This window comes from Neopoerus faecalis (genome assembly GCF_029218125.1).
GTDB lineage: Bacteria > Bacillota > Clostridia > Oscillospirales > Oscillospiraceae > Oscillibacter > Oscillibacter faecalis_A.
This window is the reverse complement of the sequence record NZ_JARFXX010000001.1, coordinates 384,839-408,252: the sequence shown is the minus strand read 5'-3', so window position 1 is coordinate 408,252 and position 23,414 is coordinate 384,839. Positions and strand designations below refer to the sequence as shown.

The window sequence follows — 23,414 nt, the reverse complement described above, 5'->3', positions numbered from 1 at the left end:
GTAATCTCATGCTATCACCTTGACACTATTATGCCGTTTTGGTATATTAGATATATCCCGATATGGTATAACGAGGTGATTTTATGGAGGATTACAAAACCATGTACCTGCACCTGTTCAACCGCGTGTCGGACGCCGTGAATGCACTGGAAGCAATGAATTACGGACAGGCAAAGGAGCTTTTGATGCGTGCACAGCAGGAGGCTGAGGAGCTCTATTTAACCGAAGCCACTGCACAAAAATAACCGACAGTCCGATCAATCGGACTGTCGGTTCAGCGTGTCGAAAAAGTCTTTTCTCCCCGCTGAGCAAGTTTTCAGAACTTCATAAAAGTTCTGAAAACTTAGAATTTTAATGGCGCGGGACACCCTTCTTGGGTTTCCCGCGCACACCCTTCCTTACCGTCGCGGAAAATTTATCACTTTATCGACAGCCTCGGTTTTCTTTATAGTCCACCTTTCAGCGCCAGCGAAAAAAGACACAGAGAGTGTCCTATTTGCAGCACGAATTGCTGCCGCACCTTGATTGCGGGAACGCACTCTTTCAAAGCAAGGGTACAGTGCAGCCGCCAGCGGATTTGCAGGCCCAGTCGGCAGTCCGTACCGGTCAGCCCCCCGTTTTGGGTGAGTTGACCGCTTCGCCGGTCAACTCATCCCTAAAAGGTTTTCTTTTCCACCGCTGCGGCCTCCACTTTTCTTTTGCCAAGACAAAAGAAAAGTGGGGGCCGCAATGCTGTGCCGCATAGCGGCACTACCCGTGGTAAGCCTGCAAATTTGGTGGTTCCAATTTTTGTTTTCGTATGGTAAACTATCGGAAAGAAGCGGAAGAATAATTCGAAACGGAGGACGCCATGAGACGATTTTTAGCCGCAGTTATAGCAGCGCTGACCTTATTTTCCCTGTCGGGCTGTGCAAAAGTGGAATGCCCCACAGAGCCGGTGACACCGGGACAGGGGGAGGAACCCGCCGCACCCACGGAACCGGAGCTGACGCCGGAGGAAATCGCGGAGCAGGAGCGTCTGGCGGCGGAAAAGGCCCGTGAAGAACGGCTGCAGGCCCTGCTGGACTCCATGACCTTAGAGGAAAAGGTGGGACAGCTATTCTTTGTCCGATGCCCGGAGACCAACGCCGTGGAGGATATTTCCACCTACCATTTAGGAGGCTATCTGCTGTTCGGCCGGGACTACAAGGACGGCGACATCTGGCTAACCCGGGACCAGTTCACCCAGAAGCTCCAGAGCTACCAGGACGCGGCCTCCATCCCCCTCTTCATCGGCAGCGACGAGGAGGGCGGCACCGTCACCCGGGCCAGCCGGAACCCCAACCTCTTCTCCGAACCGTTCAAATCCCCCCAGGCGATTTACAGCACCGGCGGCATGGAGGCCCTGGCTCAGGACGCCCTGGATAAAAGTCAGTCCCTGCTGGACCTGGGCATCAATGTGAACTTTGCCCCGGTGTGTGACGTATCCACCGACCCCAACGACTTTATCTATGACCGCACCCTTGGCCAGGATGCGGAGACCACGGCGGACTACATCACCCGGACGGTGCTGACCATGGGCGACGCCGGAGAAATGGCCGTGCTAAAACACTTCCCCGGCTATGGAAACAACGCCGACACCCACACCGGCATTGCCGTGGACGAGCGGCCCATGGAGACCTTTGAGACCTCTGACCTGCTGCCCTTTAAGGCGGGGATCGAGGCCGGGACTCCTTTTGTGCTGGTGAGCCACAACATCGTCAACTGCATGGATACGGAGCTGCCCGCCTCCCTGTCTCCGGCGGTACATAAGGTTCTGCGGGAGACTTGCGGCTTTGAGGGCATTGCCATCACAGACGATTTAGCCATGGACGCCGTAAAAGCCTATGCCAAGGAAGGCGCTGTGGCGGTGATGGCCCTTCAGGCCGGGAATGACATGGTCATTACCACGGACTACCGCACCCAAATTCCCGCCGTGATTGCGGCGGTGCAGGAGGGGACGCTGGCGGAAAGCGTCATCGACAGCGCGTGTCTGCGGGTGCTGAAATGCAAGGATGACCATATATACATCCCCAGCTTATATTCCTGATTGGAATATTTTTTGTAAATATTGCAAATTGTATTATTTTAAGTGTTTAGGAACAAAGTCCCCCCCTTTTTCGTCTATCTTATGGAAGGGCCGCCAAAAAGTGTGGCACGGAGAAAAGGAGTAATTCTATGAAAAGGTCTCTGCGTTTTTACATTTTAATGGTCTTGGCCGCCGCACTGCTGACAGTCTCCGCCTTTGCGGACACGGGGCCGAAGGCGCAGTTAAAGGTGCTGGTGAAAAACGCCCCGGAGGAGCCATACTACCTCGATCTTTTGGAAAAGGGGGATTATCAGGGGCACACCTATGGCTCAGGAGACGGGGATGACACATACAGCGGGCTGGATTGGAGCTACTCCGAGGAGGAGATCGCTGCACTGGACAGCGAGCTGCTGGACGCGCTGCGGGCGGCGGTGCCGGAGGGCTGGCACGCCTGCACCGCGCAGGGCACCAACGGTGTGCCCATGTGGGGCGACCTGATCGGCAGCGACGCAGGCGGGGTGCGGCTCCATTCCTTCCGTTACCATGGCGTACCGGATACGTATCGGATCATTCTCGTAACAAAAAGCGGCGAAAGCTGGGTATCCGGAGTCCTGCACCGGGCAACGCTGCAATCCAGCGCAACGGTGGATTGGGCGGCAAGGATCGCCAACGCGCCCAGTCCGGCCATGGCCTATGCGCTGCAATTCCTGTGCACCCTCCTCCCTACCCTGCTGATTGAGGGTGTCCTGCTGTTTCTATTTGGCTACCGGAGCAAAAAAAGCTGGTACAGCTTCCTGCTGGTAAATCTGATAACGCAGGGAGGCTTCTCCGTCTATCTGGCGGTCAGCGTTTTGCAGAATGGTGCCAACGCATGGATGACCATATTCTTCTACCTGCCGATTGAGATCGTCATTACATTAGTAGAGCTGCTTTTGTACCGCCGGCTGCTGACGGAAAAAAGCAAGGCCCGCGCCGCCGTGTATGCGATCACCGCCAATGTCTGCTCCGCGGCCTTTGGCCTGTGGCTCATTGATCCTCTGTGGCATTTCTTAGTCACCATCTCATAAAACGAAAGGAATTTTCCCCATGGAAACGGAAAAGCTATTCTACAAGGACCCCTTTCTGACGGAATTTACCGCAACGGTGCTGGACTGCCAGCCGGGCAAAAACGGCTATATCGTGACGCTGGACCGCACGGCCTTTTACCCGGAGGGCGGCGGTCAGCCGGCGGACCACGGCACGCTGGACGGCATTGCCGTGACGGACGTTCATGAAAAAAGCGGCGTGGTTCTCCACAATGTGGAAGCCGCCGTGGAAATTGGGAAAACCGTGGTGGGAAGCATCGATTGGGCGCGGCGGTTCGACCATATGCAGCAGCACTCCGGGGAGCACATCTGCTCCGGGCTGATCTGTGAGCGGTTCCACTGCGATAATGTGGGCTTTCACATGGGCGCGGACATCGTGACCATCGACTTCAACGCGGATATTTCATGGGAGGCGCTGCTGGAAATTGAGGCGGCGGCCAACCAATACATTTATGAGGATCATCCCATCGACATTCAGCTCCACCGGGGCGCGGAGCTGGAGGCCATTGATTACCGCAGCAAGAAGCCGTTGGAGGGGGACGTCCGCATTGTGACATTTCCCGGCGCAGACTGCTGCGCCTGCTGCGGCACCCACGTGCTGCGGAGCGGACAGGTGGGACTTGTGAAGTTCCTGTCCGTACAGAAATTCCGAGAGGGCGTTCGCATTGAGCTGCTGTGCGGCAAACGGGCGCTGGACTATCTCTCCCGCACATGGGCGCAGGCCCGGGACATTGGGCAGAACCTCAGCGTCAAGCCCGTAGACGCCGGGGCGGCTGTGGAACGTCTGAAGGGGGAGCTGGCGGAGACCAAGGCCCGGTGCGCCGCGCTGGAGGAGGCCGTGTTCGCCGCCGACGCCCGGGAGTACACCGGAAAGGGCGATGCGCTGCTGTTCCGCCCCGCCATGAAGCCGGACAGCGTGCGGCGTCTGGCGGACGCCGTAAGCAAGACCTGCGGCGGTTTGGCAGCGGTATTTGCAGGTGAAAACGGATACTTCCATTACGCGCTGGGACGCGCGGACGGGACGGATATCAGCGCGCTGGTCAAGACCATGAACGCCGCGCTCCATGGACGGGGCGGCGGGCGGAACGGCTTCGCGCAGGGCAGCGTGGAGGCGGAGCAGGGCGCCATTGAAGCGTTTTTCAAGGAGAAGTGACATGGAGTATATCGTAAAGGAGCTGCTGCACCCAGAGGAGGACGATGAGGCGAGGTACGTCTACTCCGAACTGGACAGTGAGCGCAAAGAGACCCGGCGGGTGGAATTTTATCCCGGCGGCGTATGCTTTGCCTACGGCGGGGACATGGGACACGACGAGGTTCTTGATTCGACGCCGTTTCCGGCGGAGCTGCGGACGCTGAACCGCCCCGGCGAGTGCGAGGTGCGGAGCATTTCCCGGCAGATGTTCTTAGAGGTCTGGGGACAGGCACAGGAGCGGCCGGACGGATTTATGGGGATGTTTTTCTGAGAAAGAGGGCTTTCCTCCCCTATCAAGCGTTATGCGGATATAAAAGCAACCCCGGCGGAGCCTTCGCTCTGCCGGGGTTGCTTGATTGCTTTTTAAAATCAGAACTTGACCTTCTCCTCAAGGAAGCTCTTGACCTCGCTGATGGGGATTCGCACCTGTCTTCCCACCAAACGAGTTTGGCGGGAGCCCTGTTATTTTACCTGTGCAGGGTGAAATCAATCCACCCTGCACCAAGGTTTTGCGCTGCAAAACGCTTGTACGCCGCATTTGCGGCCATAGTCGCAGGTGCAGGCAGTCTGTTCTTTTCTCAGAACTTGACCTTCTCCTCAAGGAAGCTCTTGACCTCGCTGATGGGGATTCGCACCTGCTCCATGGTATCACGCTCACGGATGGTGACACAGTGGTCGGCGGGGGTATTCTCATCGCCCACGGTCTCAAAGTCCAGCGTGATGCAGTACGGCGTGCCGATCTCATCCTGCCGGCGATAGCGCTTGCCGATGGAGCCGGTCTCGTCATAGTCCACCATGAAGTCCTTGGAAAGCTCGTTGTAAAGCTCCATGGCGGGGCCGGAGAGGACCTCCTTCTTGCTCAGGGGCAGAATGGCGGCCTTGAAGGGGGCCAGCGCGGGGTGGAAGTGCATGACCACACGAATATCATCCTTGCCGTTCTTGTCCTGACCGACAACCTCTTCATCGTAAGCGTCGCACAAAACCGCCAGTACGCTGCGTTCAACGCCCAGAGAGGGCTCGATGACATAGGGGATATATTCCACCATATCCTTGCCCTCGCCCTCGCGGTAGACCAGCTTCTGGCCGCTGACGTTGGAGTGCTGGGTCAGGTCATAGTCAGTACGGTCGGCCACGCCCCACAGCTCGCCCCAGCCGAAGGGGAACAGGAACTCAAAGTCCGTGGTGGCCTTGGAGTAGAAGCAAAGCTCCTCGGGGTCATGGTCACGGAGGCGGATATTTTCGTCCTTCAGGCCGATGGACAGCAGCCAGTTATGGCAGAACGTGCGCCAATAGTTGAACCACTCAAGGTCCGTGCCGGGCTTGCAGAAGAATTCCAGCTCCATCTGCTCGAACTCGCGGACGCGGAAGATAAAGTTGCCCGGAGTGATCTCGTTACGGAAGGACTTACCGATCTGACCGATGCCGAAGGGCAGCTTTTTCCGGGTGGTACGCTGGACATTGTTGAAGTTCACAAAGATGCCCTGTGCCGTTTCGGGACGGAGGTACACAGTGTTCTTGGCGTCCTCCGTGACGCCCTGAAACGTCTTGAACATCAGGTTGAACTGACGGATGTCGGTGAAGTTGTGCTTGCCGCAGGTGGGGCAGGGAATGTTGTGCTCCTCAATGAAGTCTTTCATCTCGGCCTGAGAGAAGGCGTCCACCGCCTTGGGCAGTTCAAAGCCCGTTTCGGCGCACCAGTCCTCAATGAGCTTATCGGCGCGGAAGCGCTCGTGGCACTCGCGGCAGTCCATCAAAGGGTCGGAGAAGCCGCTGAGGTGACCGCTGGCCACCCAAGTCTGAGGGTTCATGAGGATAGCGGCATCCAGACCCACGTTATAGGGGTTCTCCTGCACGAACTTCTTCCACCAGGCGTTCTTGATGTTTTTCTTCAGCTCCGCGCCGAGGGGGCCATAGTCCCAGGTGTTGGCAAGGCCGCCGTAAATTTCGCTGCCGGGGAACACGAAGCCCCGGTTCTTGCACAGGGCAACGATTTTGTCCATAGTCTTTTCGGTGTTGTTCATGATACAGTCTCCTTTTCTGATTTTCTGGCTCAAGGAGTAAAAAACGCCCTGAGCCGAATATCGGCTCAGGGCGAACAAATTCTTGTCCGTGGTTCCACCTGAATTCCCCGTTGGAGGCGGGGCACTTCATTCCCGGTAACGGCGGGGGCCGACGGAACATTTCCGTTCCGCAGCTCAAGGGCGCCATCCCGGCGTGACTTGGAGCGCTTTCACCGACCGCGCTCTCTCTGAAGCAAATCAACAGGGGACTTCCCTTTCACAGCTTTTCTAACGGCCACTTTAGCACGGTTTTTCCCCATTGTCAAGGAGAACCGCCGAATAAAGGCCAAAAACAGACAATGCAATGAAAAAAGTGCGCCGTTTTTCAACAATGTGGAAGCGTTTGGTGAAAAATTGAAAAAAGCAGCCCTATCCGGTGGACAGGGCTGCTTTTCATTACTTTTTCTCCCGGTCAAAGGCAACAATGACGCGGCGGTTGGGGTCAACACCGGTAGAGTAGGTGGTAACGCCGGGAACCTCCTGCAGCGCGGTGTGAATCACATGGCGTTCATAGGCGTTCATAGGCTCCAGCGTGACGCTGCGGCGGTACTTGACTACCTTTCCAGCTACCTTGTTTGCAAGGCGCTCCAGGCTCTGCTCCCGCTTGGCACGGTAATTTTCCGCGTCCAGCTGGATACGGACCCGGCTGCCGGTACGGTTGACGGAATAACTGGTGAGCTGCTGGATGGCATCCAGCGTCTCGCCCCGGCGGCCGATGATGGCACCGAGGCCCTGCCCCTCCAAAAAGACCTTATAACGGCCCTTTTCGGGAAGGTATACCTTGATTTCCGCCTGCACCTCCAACTGCTGAAGGAGGCCGGAGAGGAACTTTTTGATTTCCTGTGCGCGGTCATCATTGACCTCTTCGCCCAGTTCCTCCGTTTTTACGCTCTGAACAGGCTCCTGCTTAGGCTCCTCGCGGTGCTGAGGCTTTTCCGCAGGCTTCTCGACGGTTTTTTTCTCAGGCCGGGGCGCTCTGGGCTTTTCCACCCGTTCCTCCCGGACCTTTTCCGCCCTGGGCTGCTGAGAGGCAGACTCCTCCTCGGGTCCGTAGCTGACACGGACCTTGGCGGGACAGCTGCCGAGACCCAAAAATCCGGCCTTGGCACGCTCCAGAATCTCTACGGATACATCGTCCCGATCCAGCCCCAGCTGCTCCAGAGCACGGCTGATGGCCTCATCCTCCGTCTTGCCCGTTACATCAATAAACTGTCTCATAACGACTCCTTATTTGTTGTCATCATAACGGTCAGCCTTGTAGGAACGGCCCCGGGCATAGGGACGGTCTCCCACCCGGCCTGCCTCCGTGGTGCTGACAGCAGCGCGGGCAGCCTTGGCGGCCTTAGCCTCCTGTGCGGCCTGCTGCTTTTCACGCAGGGTCTTTTTCTTCTGTTCCTCCTGCTTTCTCTGCTGCTCCTGTACCCGGGCCTCCTCCATACGGCGGCGGCGATCTGCCTGCCGGGCCTGGAACGCGGCTTCTTCCTCCTCGGCCATCTTTGCGCTCAGCGTTTTGTTGAGCGCAAGCTCCTGAATGAGAGAGAACACGCTCTGGGCAATCCAGTAAACGCCGAGAGCGGCGGGCATGATAAAGGCGATGTACACGCTGAACAGGGGCATGGTATACATCATGGACTTCATGGAGTTACCGCCGGCATTGGCCTGCGGCTGGCTATTCATGGTGATCTTGCTGAGCACAAACTGGCTCAGGCCCGCCAGAATGGGGATGAGAATCACGCCGATGACCGCCCAGGTGAACGTGAAGTTCTTTACCAGCGTCCAGGGGGTCTCGGCAAGGTCCATACCGATGAACTTATAGTTCACGTTGAACCAGCCCTCCGGGGTGGGAAGGCCCAGCTCCTGCACGGTCTTGACCAGATTGATCTGACCGTAGGACGCCATCTGATAGAGACCGTCCTTTAGGGCCGGGGCACCGGTTGCCTTATCCATCATGACGATGTTCGTCAGGTCAACGCCGGCGTCTGCGACAGTCTGCACCACGGATTGCAGCACATCCTTGGAGAGCATCATGAAGTGGGTGATGGGCTGACGAATGATGGAGTACAGCGCCATGAGAATCGGCAAGGGGAGAAAGCCCCAGAGGCATCCGCTCATGGGATTGACGCCCTCTTCTTCATAGATCTTCTGCATTTCCTCCTGCAGCTTGACCTGATTATTGGCGTAGCGCTTCTGGATATCCTGCATCTGGCCGGAAACACGGCTCATACGCATCATGCTCTTCTTGGATTTCATCTGGAAGGGCAGCATAATGAGCTTGATGACCAGCGTGAACAGAATCAGAGCCACACCATAGGAGCCCGTCAGATTATAAAAAAGACGGACCAGCCAGGCAAAGGGTACGCAAATGTAGTAGCCAATGGTGGACATTCTTGTTTTTCCTCCGATATTCTTTTGAATCAGGGAACGGGATCGTAGCCGCCTTTGTGAAAGGGGTTGCAGCGCAGGATACGGCGAAAGGCCAGCCAGCCGCCCTTCAGGGCACCATACTTTTCAATGGCCTCCAGCGCATATTGGGAACAGGTGGGCGTGAAGCGGCAGCAGGGTGGCCGGTAGGGAGAGATCGCAGCGCGGTAAAAGCGCACCAGCGCTAAAAGCACATGCTTCATGGCTCCTCCTCCAGCAGATCCAGCTTGCGGCAGAGTCTTCGGAACTGCCTTTGCAGCTCTGGCCACGGGGCCGTGGCTGTCCGGGTACGGGCCACCAAAATGATGTCATAGCCCTGCCGGAGCCGGGGGGTCTCCAGACGGTAAACCTCTCTTAAGCGCCGCCGGCAGCGGTTGCGCACCACGGCGTGGCCCAGCTTTGTGGACGAGACCAGTCCCAAACGGTTATGTCCCAGACGGTTTTTCCGGCAATAGAGCACCATGACGGGACTCACAGCCGAAGCGCCCTTCTGGTAAAGCCGCCGAAACTCATAATTTTCCTTCAGAGTGACTGCTGCTCTCATGCTTTTCCCTGTCCTTTCCGCCTGAACGCAGTCCAGATATAATAGATACAACCTAAGGGACGGAGGACGCTCACAGTCCCACCGTCCCTAAAGGACATTGTTCAGGTGTCTCCCGCGCATTGAGCCTCTTAGTAGCTCAGGCGGGCACGGCCCTTGGCGCGGCGGCGGGAGAGGACCTTGCGGCCGTTAGCGGTCGCCATTCTCTTGCGGAAGCCGTGGACCTTCTGGCCATGGAGCTTCTTGGGCTGATAGGTACGTTTCGTTGCCATGTTGAGACACCTCCTGTCAGATTTCCGTCCGCCTTGCGGCGGCATTTACTCGACACCGCCGGGATACGGCGGCGCAGTAAGCAGTTCAGTGCGCCAGCTTATGACGCACCGAATAGTATACAGACTTTTTTACTTTCTGTCAAGAATAAGTTGTAATTTGCTGAAATTTTTCTTTATTTCGCCCTCTTTTCGTTTCTTTTTGGAAGATGTTGTGGCATTTTTGCCGGAGATACCCACATTTTGTTTCTTCATATCTGTTTGCTTTTTGGATTTTTAATTTAGAAGAGGTGTTGCCTGAAACGGCGTTTTCTGGTATAATGTATGAGGTATATTTTTGTCCGAAATAAAAAGAGAGGTGTTCTGATTTGAATTCCGTCGCTGACGTATGGGCAAATGTCCTGCAGCAGCTAAAGAAGGACCTCTCGGAGACCACCATTGCCACATGGTTTGATGAGCTGTCGGCAGTGGACATCCGTGAGAATACCTTCCTGCTCTACTGCCCCAACGACTTCAAGAAACGATATATCGAATCCCTGTTCCTGAAAAACATCAAGGCCGCCCTGCAGGATATTTTCTCCATAGAATTTGAGGTGGAAATCTTAGATGAAAAGGGCCTTGCCGAATTTCAGGGCAATGCCCCCAAGCACCAGAGCGAGCGGTTTACCTCCGCAGAGTTTACCTTTGATACCTTCGTGGTAGGCCCCAGCAACAAGCTGGCCTACGCCGCCTCGCAAGCTGTGGCGGAGCACCCGGCTCAGAACTATAACCCCCTGCTGATCTACGGAGATTCCGGCCTTGGTAAGACTCATCTGCTCTATGCCATTGCCAACGTTATCCGCCGGAACGATCAAAACGCCAAGATCGTCTACATCAAGGGCGACGATTTCATCAACGAATTCATCGAGCTGATCCGTGCCGGCCGGGGCAGCGAGTTCCGTGCCAAATATCGGGAAGCGGACCTGCTGCTGGTGGACGATGTGCAGTTCGTAGCCGGCAAGGAGCAGGTACAGAACGAATTCTTCCATACGTTCAATAACCTCTATGAGTCCGGCAAGCAGATCGTACTGACCTCGGACCGTCCGCCCTCTGAAATGACGCTGCTGGACGATCGGTTGCGGACAAGGTTTGAATGGGGCCTTTTGGCAGATGTGACGCCCCCCGATCTGGAAACACGGCTGGCCATCGTGAAAAACAAGGCGGCGGCTCTCGGCATGGACCTGCCGGATAAAATTGCAAGCTACATTGCCGAAAATGTCACCTCCAACGTCCGGCAGCTGGAGGGTACGGTCAATAAAATTCTGGCCTACAAGGACCTGCTTGGCAGCGAGGCCGACGAGGAAACCGTGACCCGGGCCATGCAGGATATTATCAAGAGCAGCCGGGAGTATATCCCCACGCCGGACAACATTCTTGACTACATCAGCAAATACTATGGCGTGGATAAAGAGGTCATCTGTGGCCAGCAGCGGGTGAAGGACGCAGTGGCTGCCCGCCAGATCGCCATGTACCTCATCCGCAGCATCACAAAGCTGTCGGTGGTGGATATCGGCAAGGTGTTTGACAACCGCGACCATTCCACGGTGCTTTACTCTTTAAAGCAGGTGGAAAAGCAGATGAAAACGGACCCCGCCTTTGCCGAAACTGTGAAGGAAATCAAGGCAAATATCAATAACCGAAGCTGATCGGTTTTCCACGGTTTTTATGTGGAAAAGGAAAAGTACTGTGTTGAAAAGTTGGAGCCGTGGAAAGAGCTGCCTGTTTTTTCTTTGTTTTCCACAAAAGGGGCGGGAGAGGAAACCATTGAAAAACCTGACGGAAAGAGAGATATCCACAGTTTTGATACCCTACGTATACTTGTACTAAAAAAATTTGTTTTTTTATTTTAAAAGACATTTTTCAAATTTTTTGCCGGATTCAGGGCGGGCCGCAACGGCGGTTCTCGCGGTCCCGATTCTGCGTCGGTGGATTCCCCGGAACTCCGTCCGATAGGGGCGGGCATCCGAAATTGCAAACAGAAAGGAAGCGGTCTCTATGATCAAATTTTCTTGTGAAAAGGTATTCCTGCAAAATGCCATCGCCGTTACCAGCCGCGCCGTGGCCCAGAAAAGCTCCATTCCCGCGCTGGAGGGACTGCTGATTCACGCCGACCAGCAGTTGACCATCTCCGGCTACAATATGCAGACCGGCATCCGCACCAACGTGTTCGCCAACGTGGTAGAGGGCGGCGACATTGTGCTCAATGCCCGTCTGTTCGGTGATATTATCCGCCGGATGCCGGATGATATGATCACGTTTACCGCCGACGAGAAAATGATGGTCCACGTTTCCTGCGGCGACGCGGATTTTGATATTCTCGGCCTTTCCGCCGCGGATTACCCGGAGCTGCCGGAGGTGGAGGACGAATACGCGGTGTCCATGAAGCAAAGTGTGCTGCGGCGGATGATCGAGGAGGTGGCCTTTGCGGTTTCCACCAACGAGAGCCGCCCGGTGCACACCGGCGCGCTGTTTGAAATTGAAAATATGTGCCTGAACATGGTGGCGGTGGACGGGTTCCGTTTGGCCTTCCGGCGGGAGAAGCTGGAAAAGCTGGAGGGCGGCGCGTTCTCCTTCGTCTGCCCCGGCTCCGCACTCAACGAGGTCAAGAGCATCTGCGGCGATACGGAGGATCTGGTGACGGTGACGCTGGGTAAGCGGCATATCCTATTTGAAATTGGTGATACCCAGCTGATCTGCCGCCGGCTGGAGGGTGAGTTCCTGGATTATAAGAATGCGATTCCTCGGAAGAATCCCATTCAGATCGTGGCAGAGACCAAGGCGCTTATTGAGAGCATCGACCGTGTGTCCGTCGTCATCTCCGACAAGCTGAAAAGCCCGGTGCGGTGCCTCTTTGACCATGATAAGGTGATGCTTTCCGCCAAGACCGGCAACGGCGAGGCCAAGGATGTGTGCCGTGTCAGCGGCGACGGAAACAAGCTTGAGATCGGCTTCAATAACCGCTATCTGATGGAGGCGCTGCGGTACGCCCCGGCGGACAAGGTGAAGATCGAACTGAATACGGGGGTCTCCCCTGCCATCATCGTCCCCGTGGAGGGCGAGGAAAACTTCCTTTATATGGTATTGCCTGTACGGCTGAAGAGCGCGGAGTAAACGAACATGAAAACAATGACCATTACAACGGAATATATCAAGCTGCAGGACCTTTTGAAGCTGGCAAACGCCGTGGAGACCGGCGGCGAGGCCAAGGAGTGCATCCAGGGCGGCGAGGTAAAAGTCAACGGCGAGGTGTGCACCATGCGGGGCAAGAAGCTGCGCCCCGGCGATACAGTGACGTTCCGGGGCGAGGAATACGCGGCGGCTTATGCGGATTGACGCGTTAAGTCTGGATTTTTTCCGAAATTATGTCCATCTGGACGCTGTGTTTGACCCCAATATCAATGTGATCTACGGCGATAACGCCCAGGGAAAAACGAATTTGTTGGAGGCGGTGGCGTACCTCTCTGGCGTCAGTCACCGGGCAAGGTATGATAAGGAGCTCATCGGGTTCGGCGTGGACCATGCCTTTTTAAAGGGGACGGTCTTTTCCCGGGAACGGGAATTTATATTGGAAGCGGAGCTGCACCGGGGCGCCCGACGGGTTCTGCGGTCCAACGGCGTGAAGCTAAAAAACGGCGGCGAGCTGGCCGGTATTTTTCAAAGTGTGCTGTTCTGCCCGGAGGATCTGTATTTAATTCGGGAGGGCGCGGCCGCAAGGCGGAGCTTTCTGGATGAATGCATCTCACAGCTCCGGCCCCGGTACGCGCTGGCGCTGGCGGAATATAAACGGCTCCACGAGCACAAGATTCGCATTCTGCGGGACAGCGAGGAGAAGCCCTCCCTGCTGGACGCGCTGGATGAATTTTCTATGGGCATGGCCAAGGCGGGAGCGCTGCTGATTCATTACCGGGCGCATTTCATCAAGCGGCTGTGCCAGACAGCCCCGGCCATTCATGGAGATTTTTCCGGGAACCGGGAGCAGCTCACATTGAAATACGAAACAGTGTCCACGGTCACGGACCCGGAGGCAGGGCCGCAGGTTATTTACCGTCAGCTTTTAGAACATCAGGAAGCTCATCGGGCGGCGGAGATCGCCAGCCGGCAATGCCTGTCCGGGCCGCACAAGGATGATTTATCCGTGGAGATTGATGGACGGAGCGCCAAGAGCTTTGCCTCACAGGGGCAGACCCGCACGGCGGCGCTGAGTCTGAAGTTGGCCGCCCGGGAGATCTTTCAGCAGGACACAGGGGAGTATCCGGTGCTGCTGCTGGACGATGTGCTCTCGGAGCTGGACCCCCGGCGGCAGGAGTTTGTACTGAACCGCATCCGGGGTGGGCAGGTGTTTATCACCTGCTGCGAGGATGACCGACTGCCGCAATTACTGGGTGGAAGGATATTTCATGTAAGGAACGGAAGTATCGGGTGATAAACACCGCGACTGAGCGGAGCGATAGGAGCCGCACGTCAGTGCGTTTTTAATCGCCGCGCCGCAACGCGGCGTATCACCTGCTGCGAGGATGACCGACTGCCGCAATTACTGGGTGGAAGGATATTCCATGTGAGAAACGGGAGCATTCAAGCATAGTTGCCTTTGATAGAAAGGACCATGAAATGAAATTAAAGTTTAAGAAGCCGACCGGAATTGGAATCGTAAAGATCATATTGTGGGCGGCTATGATTGGTCTGTTTATCCTATATATTGTAAAAAGGCAGGAATGGATATCTTTTATTATCAATCTTCTCTTTGTGTTTTTTTGCATTCTTTTGGTTACAGACAAGAAGGAAACATGGGGAGAAAAAGCGGTATGGTGGATTCTTATGATCTTAAAAATTATTGATATTGCGGGGCAAATAAGGGACGGGATATTTTGATTTTGTAAAATATAGCAGTTGCTGCGAGAAACGCGGCTTTGCCGCGTGGAATGTCCCCCACATTTTCTTTTTGCCTTGCCAAAAAGAAAACCCTCCAGAGGGGCTTCTCTTGCCCCTTTGGGGCAATTCACCTTCTGTGCCGGACACGGTACAAAAGAAAAAACGTTTGAGGATGAGTTGACACAAGAGTGTCAACTCATCCGAAACGGGGGGCTGATTGGTACGGACTGCCGACCAAACCTGAAGTCTCCTGTCGGCTGCGCCGGTAAATGTTCCGCGAGGAGGCGTACCCGCATTTAGTGGTGCGGAGGTAAAGCAGAATGCAAAGAGTACACTTTTAACTTCTATTTCCGCTGCCGCTGATGGGCATTTTGAAATGCGGTTGAAAATTAAGGTGGAGAAGCGGATTTGCTTCGGCACAGTTTTTCGCTTCGCTAAGCGCTGGATGGTTCTAAAACAAAATTGTTTTCTGCAAATGTATATCAGCGGCAGCGGAAAGAGGAGAAAAGGGTGTCCTGTTTGCAGCATGTCGGCACGGGGTACAAGTTTGGAGTTTGTATACACTGCGCCCGTGCTACGTAAGGGAAAACAATTATTTGAGCAGAACAGTTAAGAACCGTATTTCCCAAACTTGCACAGCGGTGCAAGTTTGGATATAACATTTTTTCTTTTCCACCGTACACGGCCCATTTTCTTTTCGGTCTTGCCGAAAAGAGAATGGGGGGTGCAATGCGGTGCGACATAGCCGCACATCTTCACACCGATTTGGTGTATTAGAGATAAGAAAATGTAGGTGTATCTCTGCGGTGAAATGCCGCGCTTTTGAAAGGAGCTTCAGATGAAAAATCAGCTTAACGGCATTGCCCTGCTTCTGCTGGGAATCCTGCTTACGCTGGCGGGCGAGCAGTTGGATGTCCTCGGCATCACCGGGCTTGGTATTATTGCGGGCCTTTTCGGTGCGCTGGTGGTCTACTGGAACAGCGGCGAGGAATCGAAATAAGCGTTTTATAATGGGCGTATGCGGCGCAGACAAGGCGCGCCGCGGGAGGTAACTTATGTTTCATGCTTTATTGGTGCTGCCGGCAGTGGCCGTTTTTGGGACGGTAGCCGGAACGGTGCTGACGGTATTATTTGGATTATTGGGTCTGGCATTCATCGCGGAGCTGCTGTTTGGCTTTGTGTTCCAGACGGTGAAGTGGCTTTTATGGCTGCCCGGCGTACTGGGAATGGTGGTTTTAGGTGTGCTGGGAGCCGTATTCGGCGCGGTGCCTCTGACGCTGATGCTGATTTTCGGGTGTCTGTACGGCGCAGTGCTGCTGGTAGGACGGTGCGCGGTGCACCTGCTGCGGTGGCTGCTTTCTTTGTTGTTCTGAGGGACGCCGATGTATTTGCATTTAGGACAAAACGAGATCGTGCCGGAGCGGCGCATCATCGGTATTTTTGATTTGGACAAATGCAGCTATGAAAAAAGGACCCGGGACTATCTGGCCCGGGCAGAGCGGGAGGGCGTGGTGCTGGACGTGTCCGGTGAGCTGCCGAAATCCTTTGTGGTGTGCGACCACCCTTACCACGCCCAAATCGTATATCTGAGCCAGCTCAACACCTCTACCCTGAAAAACCGGGCGGAGAGTGAAAAGCCGGTACTTTAAAAGCAGTTTCCCGGCGCGGAGAGCGCCGTTTCCATTCAATCAGAAACACATTCAGTCAGGGCATGAAGAAACGGACCGGAAACGGTTCCGGGCCGGCTCTTAATGCCCTGCCGCGAAAGGAGAACCTGTATGGCAGAGAACGAAATTCTGCAATCCACGGCGGTGGACGCCGCCAACGAGTATGACGCATCGGAAATTCAGGTGCTGGAGGGGCTGGAGGCCGTGCGGAAGCGGCCGGGTATGTATATCGGCTCCACCTCTACCTCCGGATTGCATCATCTGGTATACGAGATCGTGGACAACGCCATCGACGAGGCGCTGGCCGGCTTCTGCACGGAGATCTCCGTGACCATCAACGAGGGCAACACCATCACCGTTGTGGATAACGGCCGGGGCATCCCGGTGGATATTCAGGCCCAGACCGGTAAGCCCGCGCTGGAGGTGGTATACACCGTGCTCCATGCCGGCGGCAAGTTCGGTGGAGGCGGCTATAAGGTGTCCGGCGGACTCCATGGTGTGGGCGCCAGCGTGGTGAACGCCCTGTCCGAATGGCTGACGGTGCAGGTGCACCGGGACGGGAAAATCTATGAGATGAAATTCGCCCGGGGCCATGTGACAGAGCCGATGACCGTGGTGGGTACCACGGACCATACCGGCACCACTGTGACATTCAAGCCCGACCCGGAGATGTTTGAGGACACGGTTTACAATTACGATACGCTCCATACCCGGATGCGGGAGGAGGCGTTTTTGAACGCGGGTCTGCGAATCACCATTGCGGACGAGCGTGCGGCCTCTGCCGACAAGCCGGAGGAGGAGCGCTATCACTCCATGCACTATAAGGGCGGCATTCGGGAATTTGTGGAATATCTCAACCGCACGAAAACGCCGCTCCATGACGAGGTCATTTACGTCAGCGGCCAGAAGGGCGATTCCATGGCGGAGATCGCCTTGCAGTATAACGATGGATACAATGAAACAACCCTTTCATTCGCCAACAACGTGCACACGCCGGAGGGCGGTATGCACGAGGAGGGCTTCAAGCGGGCGCTGACTACCGTGCTGAATAACTACGGCCGGAAAATCAAAATGCTCAAGGACGATGAAAAGGTCTCCGGCGAGGACTGCCGGGAGGGCCTGACCTGCGTGATTTCCGTGAAGCTGACGGACGCCCAGTTTGAGGGCCAGACGAAGGCAAAGCTGGGCAACAGCGAGATTCGCACGCTGGTCAACGCAATCGTGACGGAAAAGCTCAACGATTTTCTGGAGGAAAACCCGCAGGTGGGCCGGATGATTCTGGACAAGGCCCTCACTGCCAACCGCGCCCGGGAGGCCGCGAAAAAGGCCAGAGAGTCCATCCGCCGGAAAACGGCGCTGGGCGGCGCGGCCATGCCGGACAAGCTGCGGGACTGCAACGAAAATAACCCGGAGCTGACAGAAATCTATATCGTGGAGGGCGACTCCGCAGGCGGCTCCGCCACCCAGGGACGGGATTCACGCTTTCAGGCAATCCTTCCCCTGTGGGGCAAGATGCTGAACGTGGAAAAGGCCCGGGCGGACAAGGTTTACGGCAACGATAAGCTCCAGCCGGTCATTACGGCACTGGGCGCCGGCATCGGCGAGGAGTTTGACGCGGCGAAGCTGCGGTACCATAAAATCATCATCATGGCCGATGCGGATGTGGACGGCGCCCATATCCGCACGCTGCTGCTGACGTTCTTCTTCCGATTTATGCGGCCCTTAATTGAGCGGGGCTATGTGTACTCCGCCGTGCCTCCCCTGTTCAAGCTGAGCCGGGGCAAGACCACCCGGCTGGCCTTCAGCGAAGAGGAACGGGACGCCATTTCCGCCGAGCTGCGGGGCGGCAATCCCAATGTGAAGATCGATATTTCCCGGTTCAAGGGCCTGGGCGAAATGAATCCCCACGAGCTGTGGGAGACCACCATGGACCCGGAGAAGCGGACACTGCGCCGCATCACGCTGGATGACGCCGTGCGGGCGGACGAGACCTTCAATATCCTCATGGGTGAGAAGGTGGAGCCCCGGAAGGAGTTCATTGAGCGGCAGGCCAAGTACGCTGTCAATCTGGATTATTGATTCCCCAAGGAGGAGAAAAAATGAGTAAAAAGCCCCAATACGATCCGGAGGAGATTCGTTACCCGGATCAAAAAATTGTGGAGTCTCCTCTGGTGCCGGAGATGGAGAACTCCTATATCGAATACGCCATGAGTGTCATTGTGGGCCGCGCCCTGCCGGATGTGCGGGACGGTCTGAAGCCGGTGCACCGGCGTATTCTGTACGCCATGTACGAGGACAATCTGACCTCTGACAAGCCCTTTAAAAAGTCCGCCACCTGCGTGGGCGACGTGCTGGGCCGGTACCATCCCCATGGCGACGCCTCTGTGTATGACGCGCTGGTGCGTCTGGCGCAGGACTTTTCCATGCGCTATATGCTGGTGGACGGTCACGGCAACTTCGGCTCCGTGGATGGCGATCCCCCGGCAGCCTACCGTTATACGGAGGCCCGGCTGAGCAAAATTTCCGATGAAATGCTGCGGGACATCGAAAAGGACACCGTGGACTGGGACCCCAACTTCGACGAGAGCCGGAAGGAGCCCCGTGTCCTTCCCTCCCGCTTCCCCAACCTGCTGGTAAACGGCTCCAGCGGCATTGCCGTTGGTATGGCCACCAATATCCCGCCCCACAATCTGCGGGAGGTCATCGGCGCGTGCATCTGCGTGCTGGATGACCCCAATGCCTCCCTCACCGATTTGATGGAGCACATCAAGGGACCGGATTTTCCCACAAAGGGCATTATCATGGGCCGGTCCGGTATCCGGGCGGCCTATGCAACAGGCCGGGGCCGCATTGTGGTCCGGGCGCGGCATGAATTTGAGGAGTTTGGCCATGACCGCACCCGCATCGTTATTACGGAGCTTCCCTATCAGGTCAATAAGCGGATGCTGATCAAGAGCCTTGCCGATCAGGTGGAGGACAAGCGGCTGGAGGGCATTTCCGATATCCGGGACGAGTCCGACCGCAACGGTATGCGGATGGTCATTGAGCTGAAGCGGGACGCTAACCCGCAGGTGGTGCTCAACCGCCTGTTCAGCCAGTCCCAGCTTCAGACCACCTTTTCCATCAATATGCTGGCACTGGTGGATAACCAGCACCAGCCGAAGATTTTGTCCCTGCGGCACATCATTGATGAGTATTTGAGCTTTCAGGAGGAGATCATCGTCCGGCGGACGCGCTTTGATCTGCGGAAGGCACAGGAGCGGGCCCATCTTCTTGAGGGTCTGCTGGTGGCGCAGGACAATATTGATGAGGTTATCAAGATCATCCGCACCAGCTACGATAACGCCAAGGAAAACCTGATGAGCCGCTTCGGGCTGGACGATGTGCAGGCACAGGCCATTCTGGATATGCGTCTGAAAGCATTGCAGGGCCTTGACCGGGAAAAGCTGGAAAACGAGTACAAAGAATTGGAGGAGCGTATTGCCTACTTCAACCGCGTGCTGTCCGACGATGGTCTGGTGCGTCAGATTCTCAAGGAGGAGCTGACCGCCATTGCCGAGAAGTTCGGCGATAACCGCAAGACGGAGATTCAGGATGTGGAGGACGAGATCGACATCGAGGACCTCATCGAGGAGGAGCAGTGCGTCTTTACCCTGACAGAGGCCGGCTACATCAAGCGGACGCCGGTGAGCGAGTATACCGCCCAGTCCAAGGGCGGCATGGGTAAAAAGGGCATTACCACCCGGGAGGAGGACACTGTGGTGGATGTGTTCACCGCCTCTACCCATGACTATATCCTGTTCTTTACGGATACCGGCAAGGTGTACCGCAAGAAGGGCTATCAAATTCCCGAGTCCGGCAAGACCGCCAAGGGGACGAACCTCATCAACATTCTGCAGATCGAGCAGGGCGAGCGGGTCCAGACCATGCTCCACTTCCGGGAGATGGGCGAGGAGCACCTCTACTTGATGATGGTGACCCGGAACGGCACCGTGAAACGTCTGCCGGTTGAAACGCTGAAAAACCTGCGGAACAACGGCATCCGGGCGCTGACCATGGACGAGGGCGACGAGCTGGTGTCCGTCCGGGAGACGGATGGCAATCAGAAAATTCTGATCGCCACCCATGACGGTATGGCGGCCGTGTTTGATGAGAATGATGTCCGCCCCATGGGCCGTGCGGCCGTGGGCGTCCGGGGCATCCGGCTCCGGGAGGGTGACTATGTGGTGGGCGCCGCCCGGGCAAGAGAGGGCAAGAGCGTGCTGACCATTACAGAAAAGGGCTACGGCAAGCGGACGCCGGTGGAGGAATACCGGGTGACGAACCGCGGCGGCGTTGGCATCAAGAACTATCAGGTCACGGACAAGACCGGCAAGATCGTGGGCGTGAAGGTAGTGGATGGCAGCGAGGACCTGCTGCTGGTGACCCAGAGCGGCATTCTGATCCGCACACCGGTGGAGCACATCAAGGAAACGGCCAACCGCGCAACCCAGGGCGTGATCGTCATGCGGTTCAAGGAGGACGGCGACCGGGTCATTTCCATGGCGCTGACCGAGCATGAGGATATGGCGGAGCCAGTCCAGACTTCGGATGTGGAAGTACCTGAGGAGGATATTTCTCCAACTTCTCTGGATGATGTTCTCTAAAAATAGCCACTAATAAAGTAAAGGACCGGCCTGCGGGCCGGTCCTGAGGCTGTCGATAAAGTGATAAATTTTCCCGACGGTAAGGAAGGGTGTGCGCGGGAAACCCAAGAAGGGTGTCCCGCGCCATTAAAATCCTAAGTTTTCAGAACTTTTATGAAGTTCTGAAAACTTGCTCAGCGGGGAGAAAAGACTTTTTCGACACGCTGAGGACCGGCCTGCGGGCCGGTCCTTTTGCTGTGCTGTTGATAAAATTTGATATTGGAATCCATAAACCTTTAAATTTTTACTTTTCAAGGCGGGGAAATCTATGCTATCATGAGCTTCAAGAGGACAGGCAACCGGATTCAACAGAAAATGCGGAGGATGGATATGAAAAAATACCGTGGCTGGGTCATTGCTTTGCTCCTGATCTTGCTCTGTATCGGCGGTGTGCGGCTGGTGCTGCGGGCCACCGCGGAATATCCCGCGCTGGGCGAGCCGGTCTCCTACCCGGTCAATCAGGTGGAGGGCTTCACGCTGTCCATTGAAACGCCGACATGGTCACCTTTCCGGGGCTATACCATCAGATGGGCGGTTTCCGCGGAGTCTGAGGACATCTATACGTTTTCCACCGAGAATGCGGACTTTTCCAACCTTGAGCGCTGTGTGGACGGACAGTGGTACCGGCTGAAGCGGTCCCAAGACAGGGAAAATCTCAGCCATCTGGATTTTCCGCTGGGCGGGGACAGCACCGGCCTGCAGGGCAGCATTGTGCAGAAATTCGACAATTACGGCACCCGCTTGGAACCGGGGACCTATCGGGTGACATTGGAAATGCAGGCGGAGGACGGAACACCGCACTATTTAGCGGCAGAATTTGACATTGCATAGAAAAAGACGCGTCCCGCTGTAAGCGGGACGCGCGAGACTGTCGATAAAGTGGTAAATCCTCCGTAACGGTAAGGAAGGGTGTGCGCGGGAAACCCAAGAAGGGTGTCCTGCGCCATTGAAATCCTTAGTTTTCAGAACTTTTATGAAGTTCTGAAAACTTGTTCAGCGGGGAGAAAAGACTTTTTCGACACGCTGACGCGTCCCGCTGCAAGCGGGACGCGCTTTTTAAAAAGCAATCAAAGCTCCTGTACGGAGAGAATACCGCTGAGCTGCGAGATTTGTGTCAGTAGCTCGTCCACGGAAACGCCCCGGTTGAAGCGCAGAGAGAAAATGGCGCAGGCACGATGGTCCTCGCTGCCGGAGGGGCGGGTGATCTCCATATCCTGTATGGTGACGCGGTGGGCCCGCAGAAGCTGGAGCACGGCATCCATGGCGGTCCGGGCCTCGTATTCCATATAGAGGTTGATTTCTGGCGCATGGTCCATCATCCAATATTCCAGCTTGGAGAGGAAGGCCTCCGCCAAAAGAACCAAGACCGTAGCCAGCAGAGCGCCCTCATAAAAGCCGCTGCCTACCGCAAGACCGATGATGGCGGCGGCCCAGAGACCCGCCGCAGTGGTCAGACCCTTGACCCGCTGCTGCCGGGTGACGATGATGCTGCCGGCGCCGATGAAGCCGATACCTGCCGTTACGCTGGCGCTCATGCGGGAGACATCCAGATAGTAGTGCATATTCAAAAACAGAAATTGACTGGTCAGGCTGACCATGGCCGCGCCGAGACAGATGAGAATATGGGTGCGGAAGCCGGCAGGACGCCGCTTATACTCCCGCTCAATGCCGATAAGTCCGCCGCAGAGAACAGACAGCAGCATCCGCAGTGTAATGGACGCCATGGTCACGGCGCGCAGAGAATCAAAGATCGATAACAAGGCTGCCTTTCCCCCTTTCAGATTTCATCAATGGTCATAACGTCATCCAGTTCGGAAATGGCGGCGATGACCTGTGCGTGGTGCGTGTTGGGCGCCAGACGAATGGTGAACACGGCGCTGGGATACTGGCCCTTCCGCTCCGAGTTCCGGTCGATGTTGACCTCGTAGATTTGAGCGCCCTGCGCCTTGATCTTGCCGATAATGAGGCCGATATTGTCAAAGGACGCATATTCTATGTAGAGGTTCATGTTCCTTGCCCGCTCGACCATGTAATTTTCCAGATACGGAAGAAGACGGATGCAGAGGAACATCAGAAGAAAGGCGAGAATCACACATTCGTAGAAGCCAGCGCCGATGGCAAGTCCCATACACGCAGAGGCCCAGAGGCCCGCCGCCGTGGTCAGGCCCTTGACCTCCTGCCGGTCCGTGACGATGATGGTGCCGGCACCTAAAAAGCCAACGCCGCCGATGACTTTAGCGCCGATTCTGGTGACGTCCGTATTGCGGCCGATTTCACTTGCGATGTCCGCAAAGACCGTATTGATCATGACATAATTGTACTGGCTGATGATGCCCGCCAGCGTAGCGCCCAGACACACCAGCATATAGGTGCGGAAACCGGCGGGGCGGCGCTTTTTTTCACGCTCTATGCCGATCATGCCGCCGAAAAACATGGCAAGCGTCAGCCGCAGAAAAACGGAAGCGAGATTCAGCTCCCTTAAATAGTCGATCATCAATGCCGTATTCCCTCCCGCGTGTGACATTTGCGCCATTATACA

Annotated in this window: 24 protein-coding genes and 1 other annotated feature; of the genes, 15 read left to right on the top strand and 9 right to left on the bottom strand. The window is 56.0% G+C overall.

Annotated elements, in window-relative coordinates; all coding sequences use genetic code 11:
- The first annotated feature begins 83 nt into the window (after positions 1-83).
- From PY311_RS01860 to PY311_RS01840, 5 genes are all read left to right on the top strand, one after another.
- Positions 84-245, top strand: coding sequence for a hypothetical protein (locus PY311_RS01860; protein WP_286146975.1), 162 nt, complete (start codon positions 84-86; stop codon positions 243-245).
- A 605-nt stretch (positions 246-850) separates the two neighbouring features.
- Positions 851-2,068 carry a glycoside hydrolase family 3 N-terminal domain-containing protein gene (locus PY311_RS01855; RefSeq protein WP_286146974.1) on the top strand — a complete coding sequence of 406 codons (1,218 nt, stop codon included), beginning with the start codon at positions 851-853 and terminating at the stop codon, positions 2,066-2,068.
- Positions 2,069-2,196: 128 nt separating this feature from the next.
- Entirely contained in the window at positions 2,197-3,114 is a 918-nt protein-coding gene (locus PY311_RS01850; protein ID WP_286146973.1) for a hypothetical protein, read from the top strand.
- A 19-nt stretch (positions 3,115-3,133) separates the two neighbouring features.
- Positions 3,134-4,285, top strand: coding sequence for an alanyl-tRNA editing protein (locus PY311_RS01845; protein WP_286146972.1), 1,152 nt, complete (start codon positions 3,134-3,136; stop codon positions 4,283-4,285).
- A gap of 1 nt (position 4,286) precedes the next feature.
- Positions 4,287-4,595, top strand: coding sequence for a DUF6881 domain-containing protein (locus PY311_RS01840; protein WP_286146971.1), 309 nt, complete (start codon positions 4,287-4,289; stop codon positions 4,593-4,595).
- A 307-nt stretch (positions 4,596-4,902) separates the two neighbouring features.
- Here PY311_RS01840 and PY311_RS01835 read toward each other — a convergent pair whose 3' ends face one another.
- The 6 genes from PY311_RS01835 to rpmH form a co-directional block, all read right to left on the bottom strand.
- Positions 4,903-6,345 carry a glycine--tRNA ligase gene (locus tag PY311_RS01835; RefSeq protein WP_286146970.1) on the bottom strand — a complete coding sequence of 481 codons (1,443 nt, stop codon included), beginning with the start codon at positions 6,343-6,345 and terminating at the stop codon, positions 4,903-4,905.
- A 63-nt stretch (positions 6,346-6,408) separates the two neighbouring features.
- Positions 6,409-6,614: a binding site (T-box leader), on the bottom strand.
- Positions 6,615-6,780: 166 nt separating this feature from the next.
- The gene (gene jag, locus PY311_RS01830) at positions 6,781-7,602 is read right to left on the bottom strand and encodes an RNA-binding cell elongation regulator Jag/EloR (protein ID WP_286146969.1); all 822 of its coding nucleotides are present in this window, start codon (positions 7,600-7,602) and stop codon (positions 6,781-6,783) included.
- Between the two features lie 9 nt (positions 7,603-7,611).
- Positions 7,612-8,769 carry a YidC/Oxa1 family membrane protein insertase gene (locus PY311_RS01825; RefSeq protein WP_286146968.1) on the bottom strand — a complete coding sequence of 386 codons (1,158 nt, stop codon included), beginning with the start codon at positions 8,767-8,769 and terminating at the stop codon, positions 7,612-7,614.
- A gap of 29 nt (positions 8,770-8,798) precedes the next feature.
- Positions 8,799-9,008, bottom strand: a complete 210-nt coding sequence (gene yidD / locus PY311_RS01820) for a membrane protein insertion efficiency factor YidD (protein WP_286146967.1) — start codon at positions 9,006-9,008, stop codon at positions 8,799-8,801.
- A complete protein-coding gene (gene rnpA / locus PY311_RS01815; RefSeq protein ID WP_286146966.1) occupies positions 9,005-9,349 on the bottom strand; it encodes a ribonuclease P protein component in 345 nt (114 codons plus the stop codon). Before rnpA ends, yidD begins: the two co-directional genes overlap by 4 nt.
- Before the next feature lie 128 nt (positions 9,350-9,477).
- Entirely contained in the window at positions 9,478-9,618 is a 141-nt protein-coding gene (gene rpmH, locus PY311_RS01810) for a 50S ribosomal protein L34 (RefSeq protein ID WP_286146965.1), read from the bottom strand.
- Between the two features lie 365 nt (positions 9,619-9,983).
- Here rpmH and dnaA point away from each other — a divergent pair, with 365 nt between their 5' ends.
- The 4 genes from dnaA (at position 9,984) to recF (ending at position 14,077) form a co-directional block, all read left to right on the top strand.
- The gene (dnaA, locus tag PY311_RS01805; RefSeq protein WP_286146964.1) at positions 9,984-11,300 is read left to right on the top strand and encodes a chromosomal replication initiator protein DnaA; all 1,317 of its coding nucleotides are present in this window, start codon (positions 9,984-9,986) and stop codon (positions 11,298-11,300) included.
- A gap of 349 nt (positions 11,301-11,649) precedes the next feature.
- A complete protein-coding gene (dnaN, locus tag PY311_RS01800) occupies positions 11,650-12,765 on the top strand; it encodes a DNA polymerase III subunit beta (RefSeq protein WP_286146963.1) in 1,116 nt (371 codons plus the stop codon).
- A 6-nt stretch (positions 12,766-12,771) separates the two neighbouring features.
- Positions 12,772-12,987 (top strand): RNA-binding S4 domain-containing protein, encoded by a 216-nt coding sequence (locus PY311_RS01795; RefSeq protein ID WP_286146962.1) that lies wholly within the window; start codon positions 12,772-12,774, stop codon positions 12,985-12,987.
- Positions 12,977-14,077 (top strand): DNA replication/repair protein RecF, encoded by a 1,101-nt coding sequence (gene recF, locus PY311_RS01790; protein ID WP_286146961.1) that lies wholly within the window; start codon positions 12,977-12,979, stop codon positions 14,075-14,077. Before PY311_RS01795 ends, recF begins: the two co-directional genes overlap by 11 nt.
- 398 nt (positions 14,078-14,475) lie before the next feature.
- Here the strand turns inward: recF and PY311_RS01785 are convergent, their stop codons facing one another.
- Entirely contained in the window at positions 14,476-14,943 is a 468-nt protein-coding gene (locus PY311_RS01785) for a hypothetical protein (RefSeq protein ID WP_286146960.1), read from the bottom strand.
- A 418-nt stretch (positions 14,944-15,361) separates the two neighbouring features.
- Here PY311_RS01785 and PY311_RS01780 point away from each other — a divergent pair, with 418 nt between their 5' ends.
- The 6 genes from PY311_RS01780 (at position 15,362) to PY311_RS01755 (ending at position 21,706) form a co-directional block, all read left to right on the top strand.
- Positions 15,362-15,523, top strand: coding sequence for a hypothetical protein (locus tag PY311_RS01780; RefSeq protein WP_286146959.1), 162 nt, complete (start codon positions 15,362-15,364; stop codon positions 15,521-15,523).
- Between the two features lie 55 nt (positions 15,524-15,578).
- Positions 15,579-15,896, top strand: coding sequence for a hypothetical protein (locus PY311_RS01775; RefSeq protein WP_286146958.1), 318 nt, complete (start codon positions 15,579-15,581; stop codon positions 15,894-15,896).
- A gap of 9 nt (positions 15,897-15,905) precedes the next feature.
- Complete coding sequence (gene remB, locus PY311_RS01770; RefSeq protein ID WP_286146957.1) at positions 15,906-16,172, top strand: extracellular matrix regulator RemB; 267 nt, start codon at positions 15,906-15,908, stop codon at positions 16,170-16,172.
- 129 nt (positions 16,173-16,301) lie between these two features.
- The gene (gyrB, locus tag PY311_RS01765; protein ID WP_286146956.1) at positions 16,302-18,269 is read left to right on the top strand and encodes a DNA topoisomerase (ATP-hydrolyzing) subunit B; all 1,968 of its coding nucleotides are present in this window, start codon (positions 16,302-16,304) and stop codon (positions 18,267-18,269) included.
- 20 nt (positions 18,270-18,289) lie between these two features.
- Positions 18,290-20,836: a DNA gyrase subunit A gene (gene gyrA, locus PY311_RS01760; RefSeq protein ID WP_286146955.1), complete on the top strand. Its 2,547-nt coding sequence runs from the start codon at positions 18,290-18,292 to the stop codon at positions 20,834-20,836.
- A gap of 369 nt (positions 20,837-21,205) precedes the next feature.
- Positions 21,206-21,706, top strand: a complete 501-nt coding sequence (locus PY311_RS01755; protein ID WP_286146954.1) for a hypothetical protein — start codon at positions 21,206-21,208, stop codon at positions 21,704-21,706.
- A 236-nt stretch (positions 21,707-21,942) separates the two neighbouring features.
- Here the strand turns inward: PY311_RS01755 and PY311_RS01750 are convergent, their stop codons facing one another.
- On the bottom strand, positions 21,943-22,635 hold the full coding sequence (locus PY311_RS01750) for an MgtC/SapB family protein (protein WP_286146953.1): 693 nt from the start codon (positions 22,633-22,635) through the stop codon (positions 21,943-21,945).
- Positions 22,636-22,652: 17 nt separating this feature from the next.
- Positions 22,653-23,369, bottom strand: coding sequence for an MgtC/SapB family protein (locus tag PY311_RS01745; protein ID WP_286147066.1), 717 nt, complete (start codon positions 23,367-23,369; stop codon positions 22,653-22,655).
- Positions 23,370-23,414 lie beyond the last annotated feature (45 nt).

Excerpts from the sequence above, each read along its gene's own strand:
- dnaN (WP_286146963.1), top strand. The coding sequence starts at position 11,650 with ATGATCAAATTTTCTTGTGAAAAGGTATTCCTGCAAAATGCCATCGCC.
- PY311_RS01755 (WP_286146954.1), top strand. The coding sequence starts at position 21,206 with ATGAAAAAATACCGTGGCTGGGTCATTGCTTTGCTCCTGATCTTGCTC.
- gyrA (WP_286146955.1), top strand. The coding sequence starts at position 18,290 with ATGAGTAAAAAGCCCCAATACGATCCGGAGGAGATTCGTTACCCGGAT.
- PY311_RS01860 (WP_286146975.1), top strand. The coding sequence starts at position 84 with ATGGAGGATTACAAAACCATGTACCTGCACCTGTTCAACCGCGTGTCG.
- rpmH (WP_286146965.1), bottom strand. The coding sequence starts at position 9,618 with ATGGCAACGAAACGTACCTATCAGCCCAAGAAGCTCCATGGCCAGAAG.
- PY311_RS01845 (WP_286146972.1), top strand. The coding sequence starts at position 3,134 with ATGGAAACGGAAAAGCTATTCTACAAGGACCCCTTTCTGACGGAATTT.
- jag (WP_286146969.1), bottom strand. The coding sequence starts at position 7,602 with ATGAGACAGTTTATTGATGTAACGGGCAAGACGGAGGATGAGGCCATC.
- PY311_RS01840 (WP_286146971.1), top strand. The coding sequence starts at position 4,287 with ATGGAGTATATCGTAAAGGAGCTGCTGCACCCAGAGGAGGACGATGAG.
- PY311_RS01855 (WP_286146974.1), top strand. The coding sequence starts at position 851 with ATGAGACGATTTTTAGCCGCAGTTATAGCAGCGCTGACCTTATTTTCC.
- PY311_RS01745 (WP_286147066.1), bottom strand. The coding sequence starts at position 23,369 with ATGATCGACTATTTAAGGGAGCTGAATCTCGCTTCCGTTTTTCTGCGG.
- remB (WP_286146957.1), top strand. The coding sequence starts at position 15,906 with ATGTATTTGCATTTAGGACAAAACGAGATCGTGCCGGAGCGGCGCATC.
- PY311_RS01775 (WP_286146958.1), top strand. The coding sequence starts at position 15,579 with ATGTTTCATGCTTTATTGGTGCTGCCGGCAGTGGCCGTTTTTGGGACG.
- recF (WP_286146961.1), top strand. The coding sequence starts at position 12,977 with ATGCGGATTGACGCGTTAAGTCTGGATTTTTTCCGAAATTATGTCCAT.
- yidD (WP_286146967.1), bottom strand. The coding sequence starts at position 9,008 with ATGAAGCATGTGCTTTTAGCGCTGGTGCGCTTTTACCGCGCTGCGATC.
- rnpA (WP_286146966.1), bottom strand. The coding sequence starts at position 9,349 with ATGAGAGCAGCAGTCACTCTGAAGGAAAATTATGAGTTTCGGCGGCTT.
- PY311_RS01835 (WP_286146970.1), bottom strand. The coding sequence starts at position 6,345 with ATGAACAACACCGAAAAGACTATGGACAAAATCGTTGCCCTGTGCAAG.
- gyrB (WP_286146956.1), top strand. The coding sequence starts at position 16,302 with ATGGCAGAGAACGAAATTCTGCAATCCACGGCGGTGGACGCCGCCAAC.
- PY311_RS01825 (WP_286146968.1), bottom strand. The coding sequence starts at position 8,769 with ATGTCCACCATTGGCTACTACATTTGCGTACCCTTTGCCTGGCTGGTC.
- PY311_RS01850 (WP_286146973.1), top strand. The coding sequence starts at position 2,197 with ATGAAAAGGTCTCTGCGTTTTTACATTTTAATGGTCTTGGCCGCCGCA.
- PY311_RS01795 (WP_286146962.1), top strand. The coding sequence starts at position 12,772 with ATGAAAACAATGACCATTACAACGGAATATATCAAGCTGCAGGACCTT.
- PY311_RS01780 (WP_286146959.1), top strand. The coding sequence starts at position 15,362 with ATGAAAAATCAGCTTAACGGCATTGCCCTGCTTCTGCTGGGAATCCTG.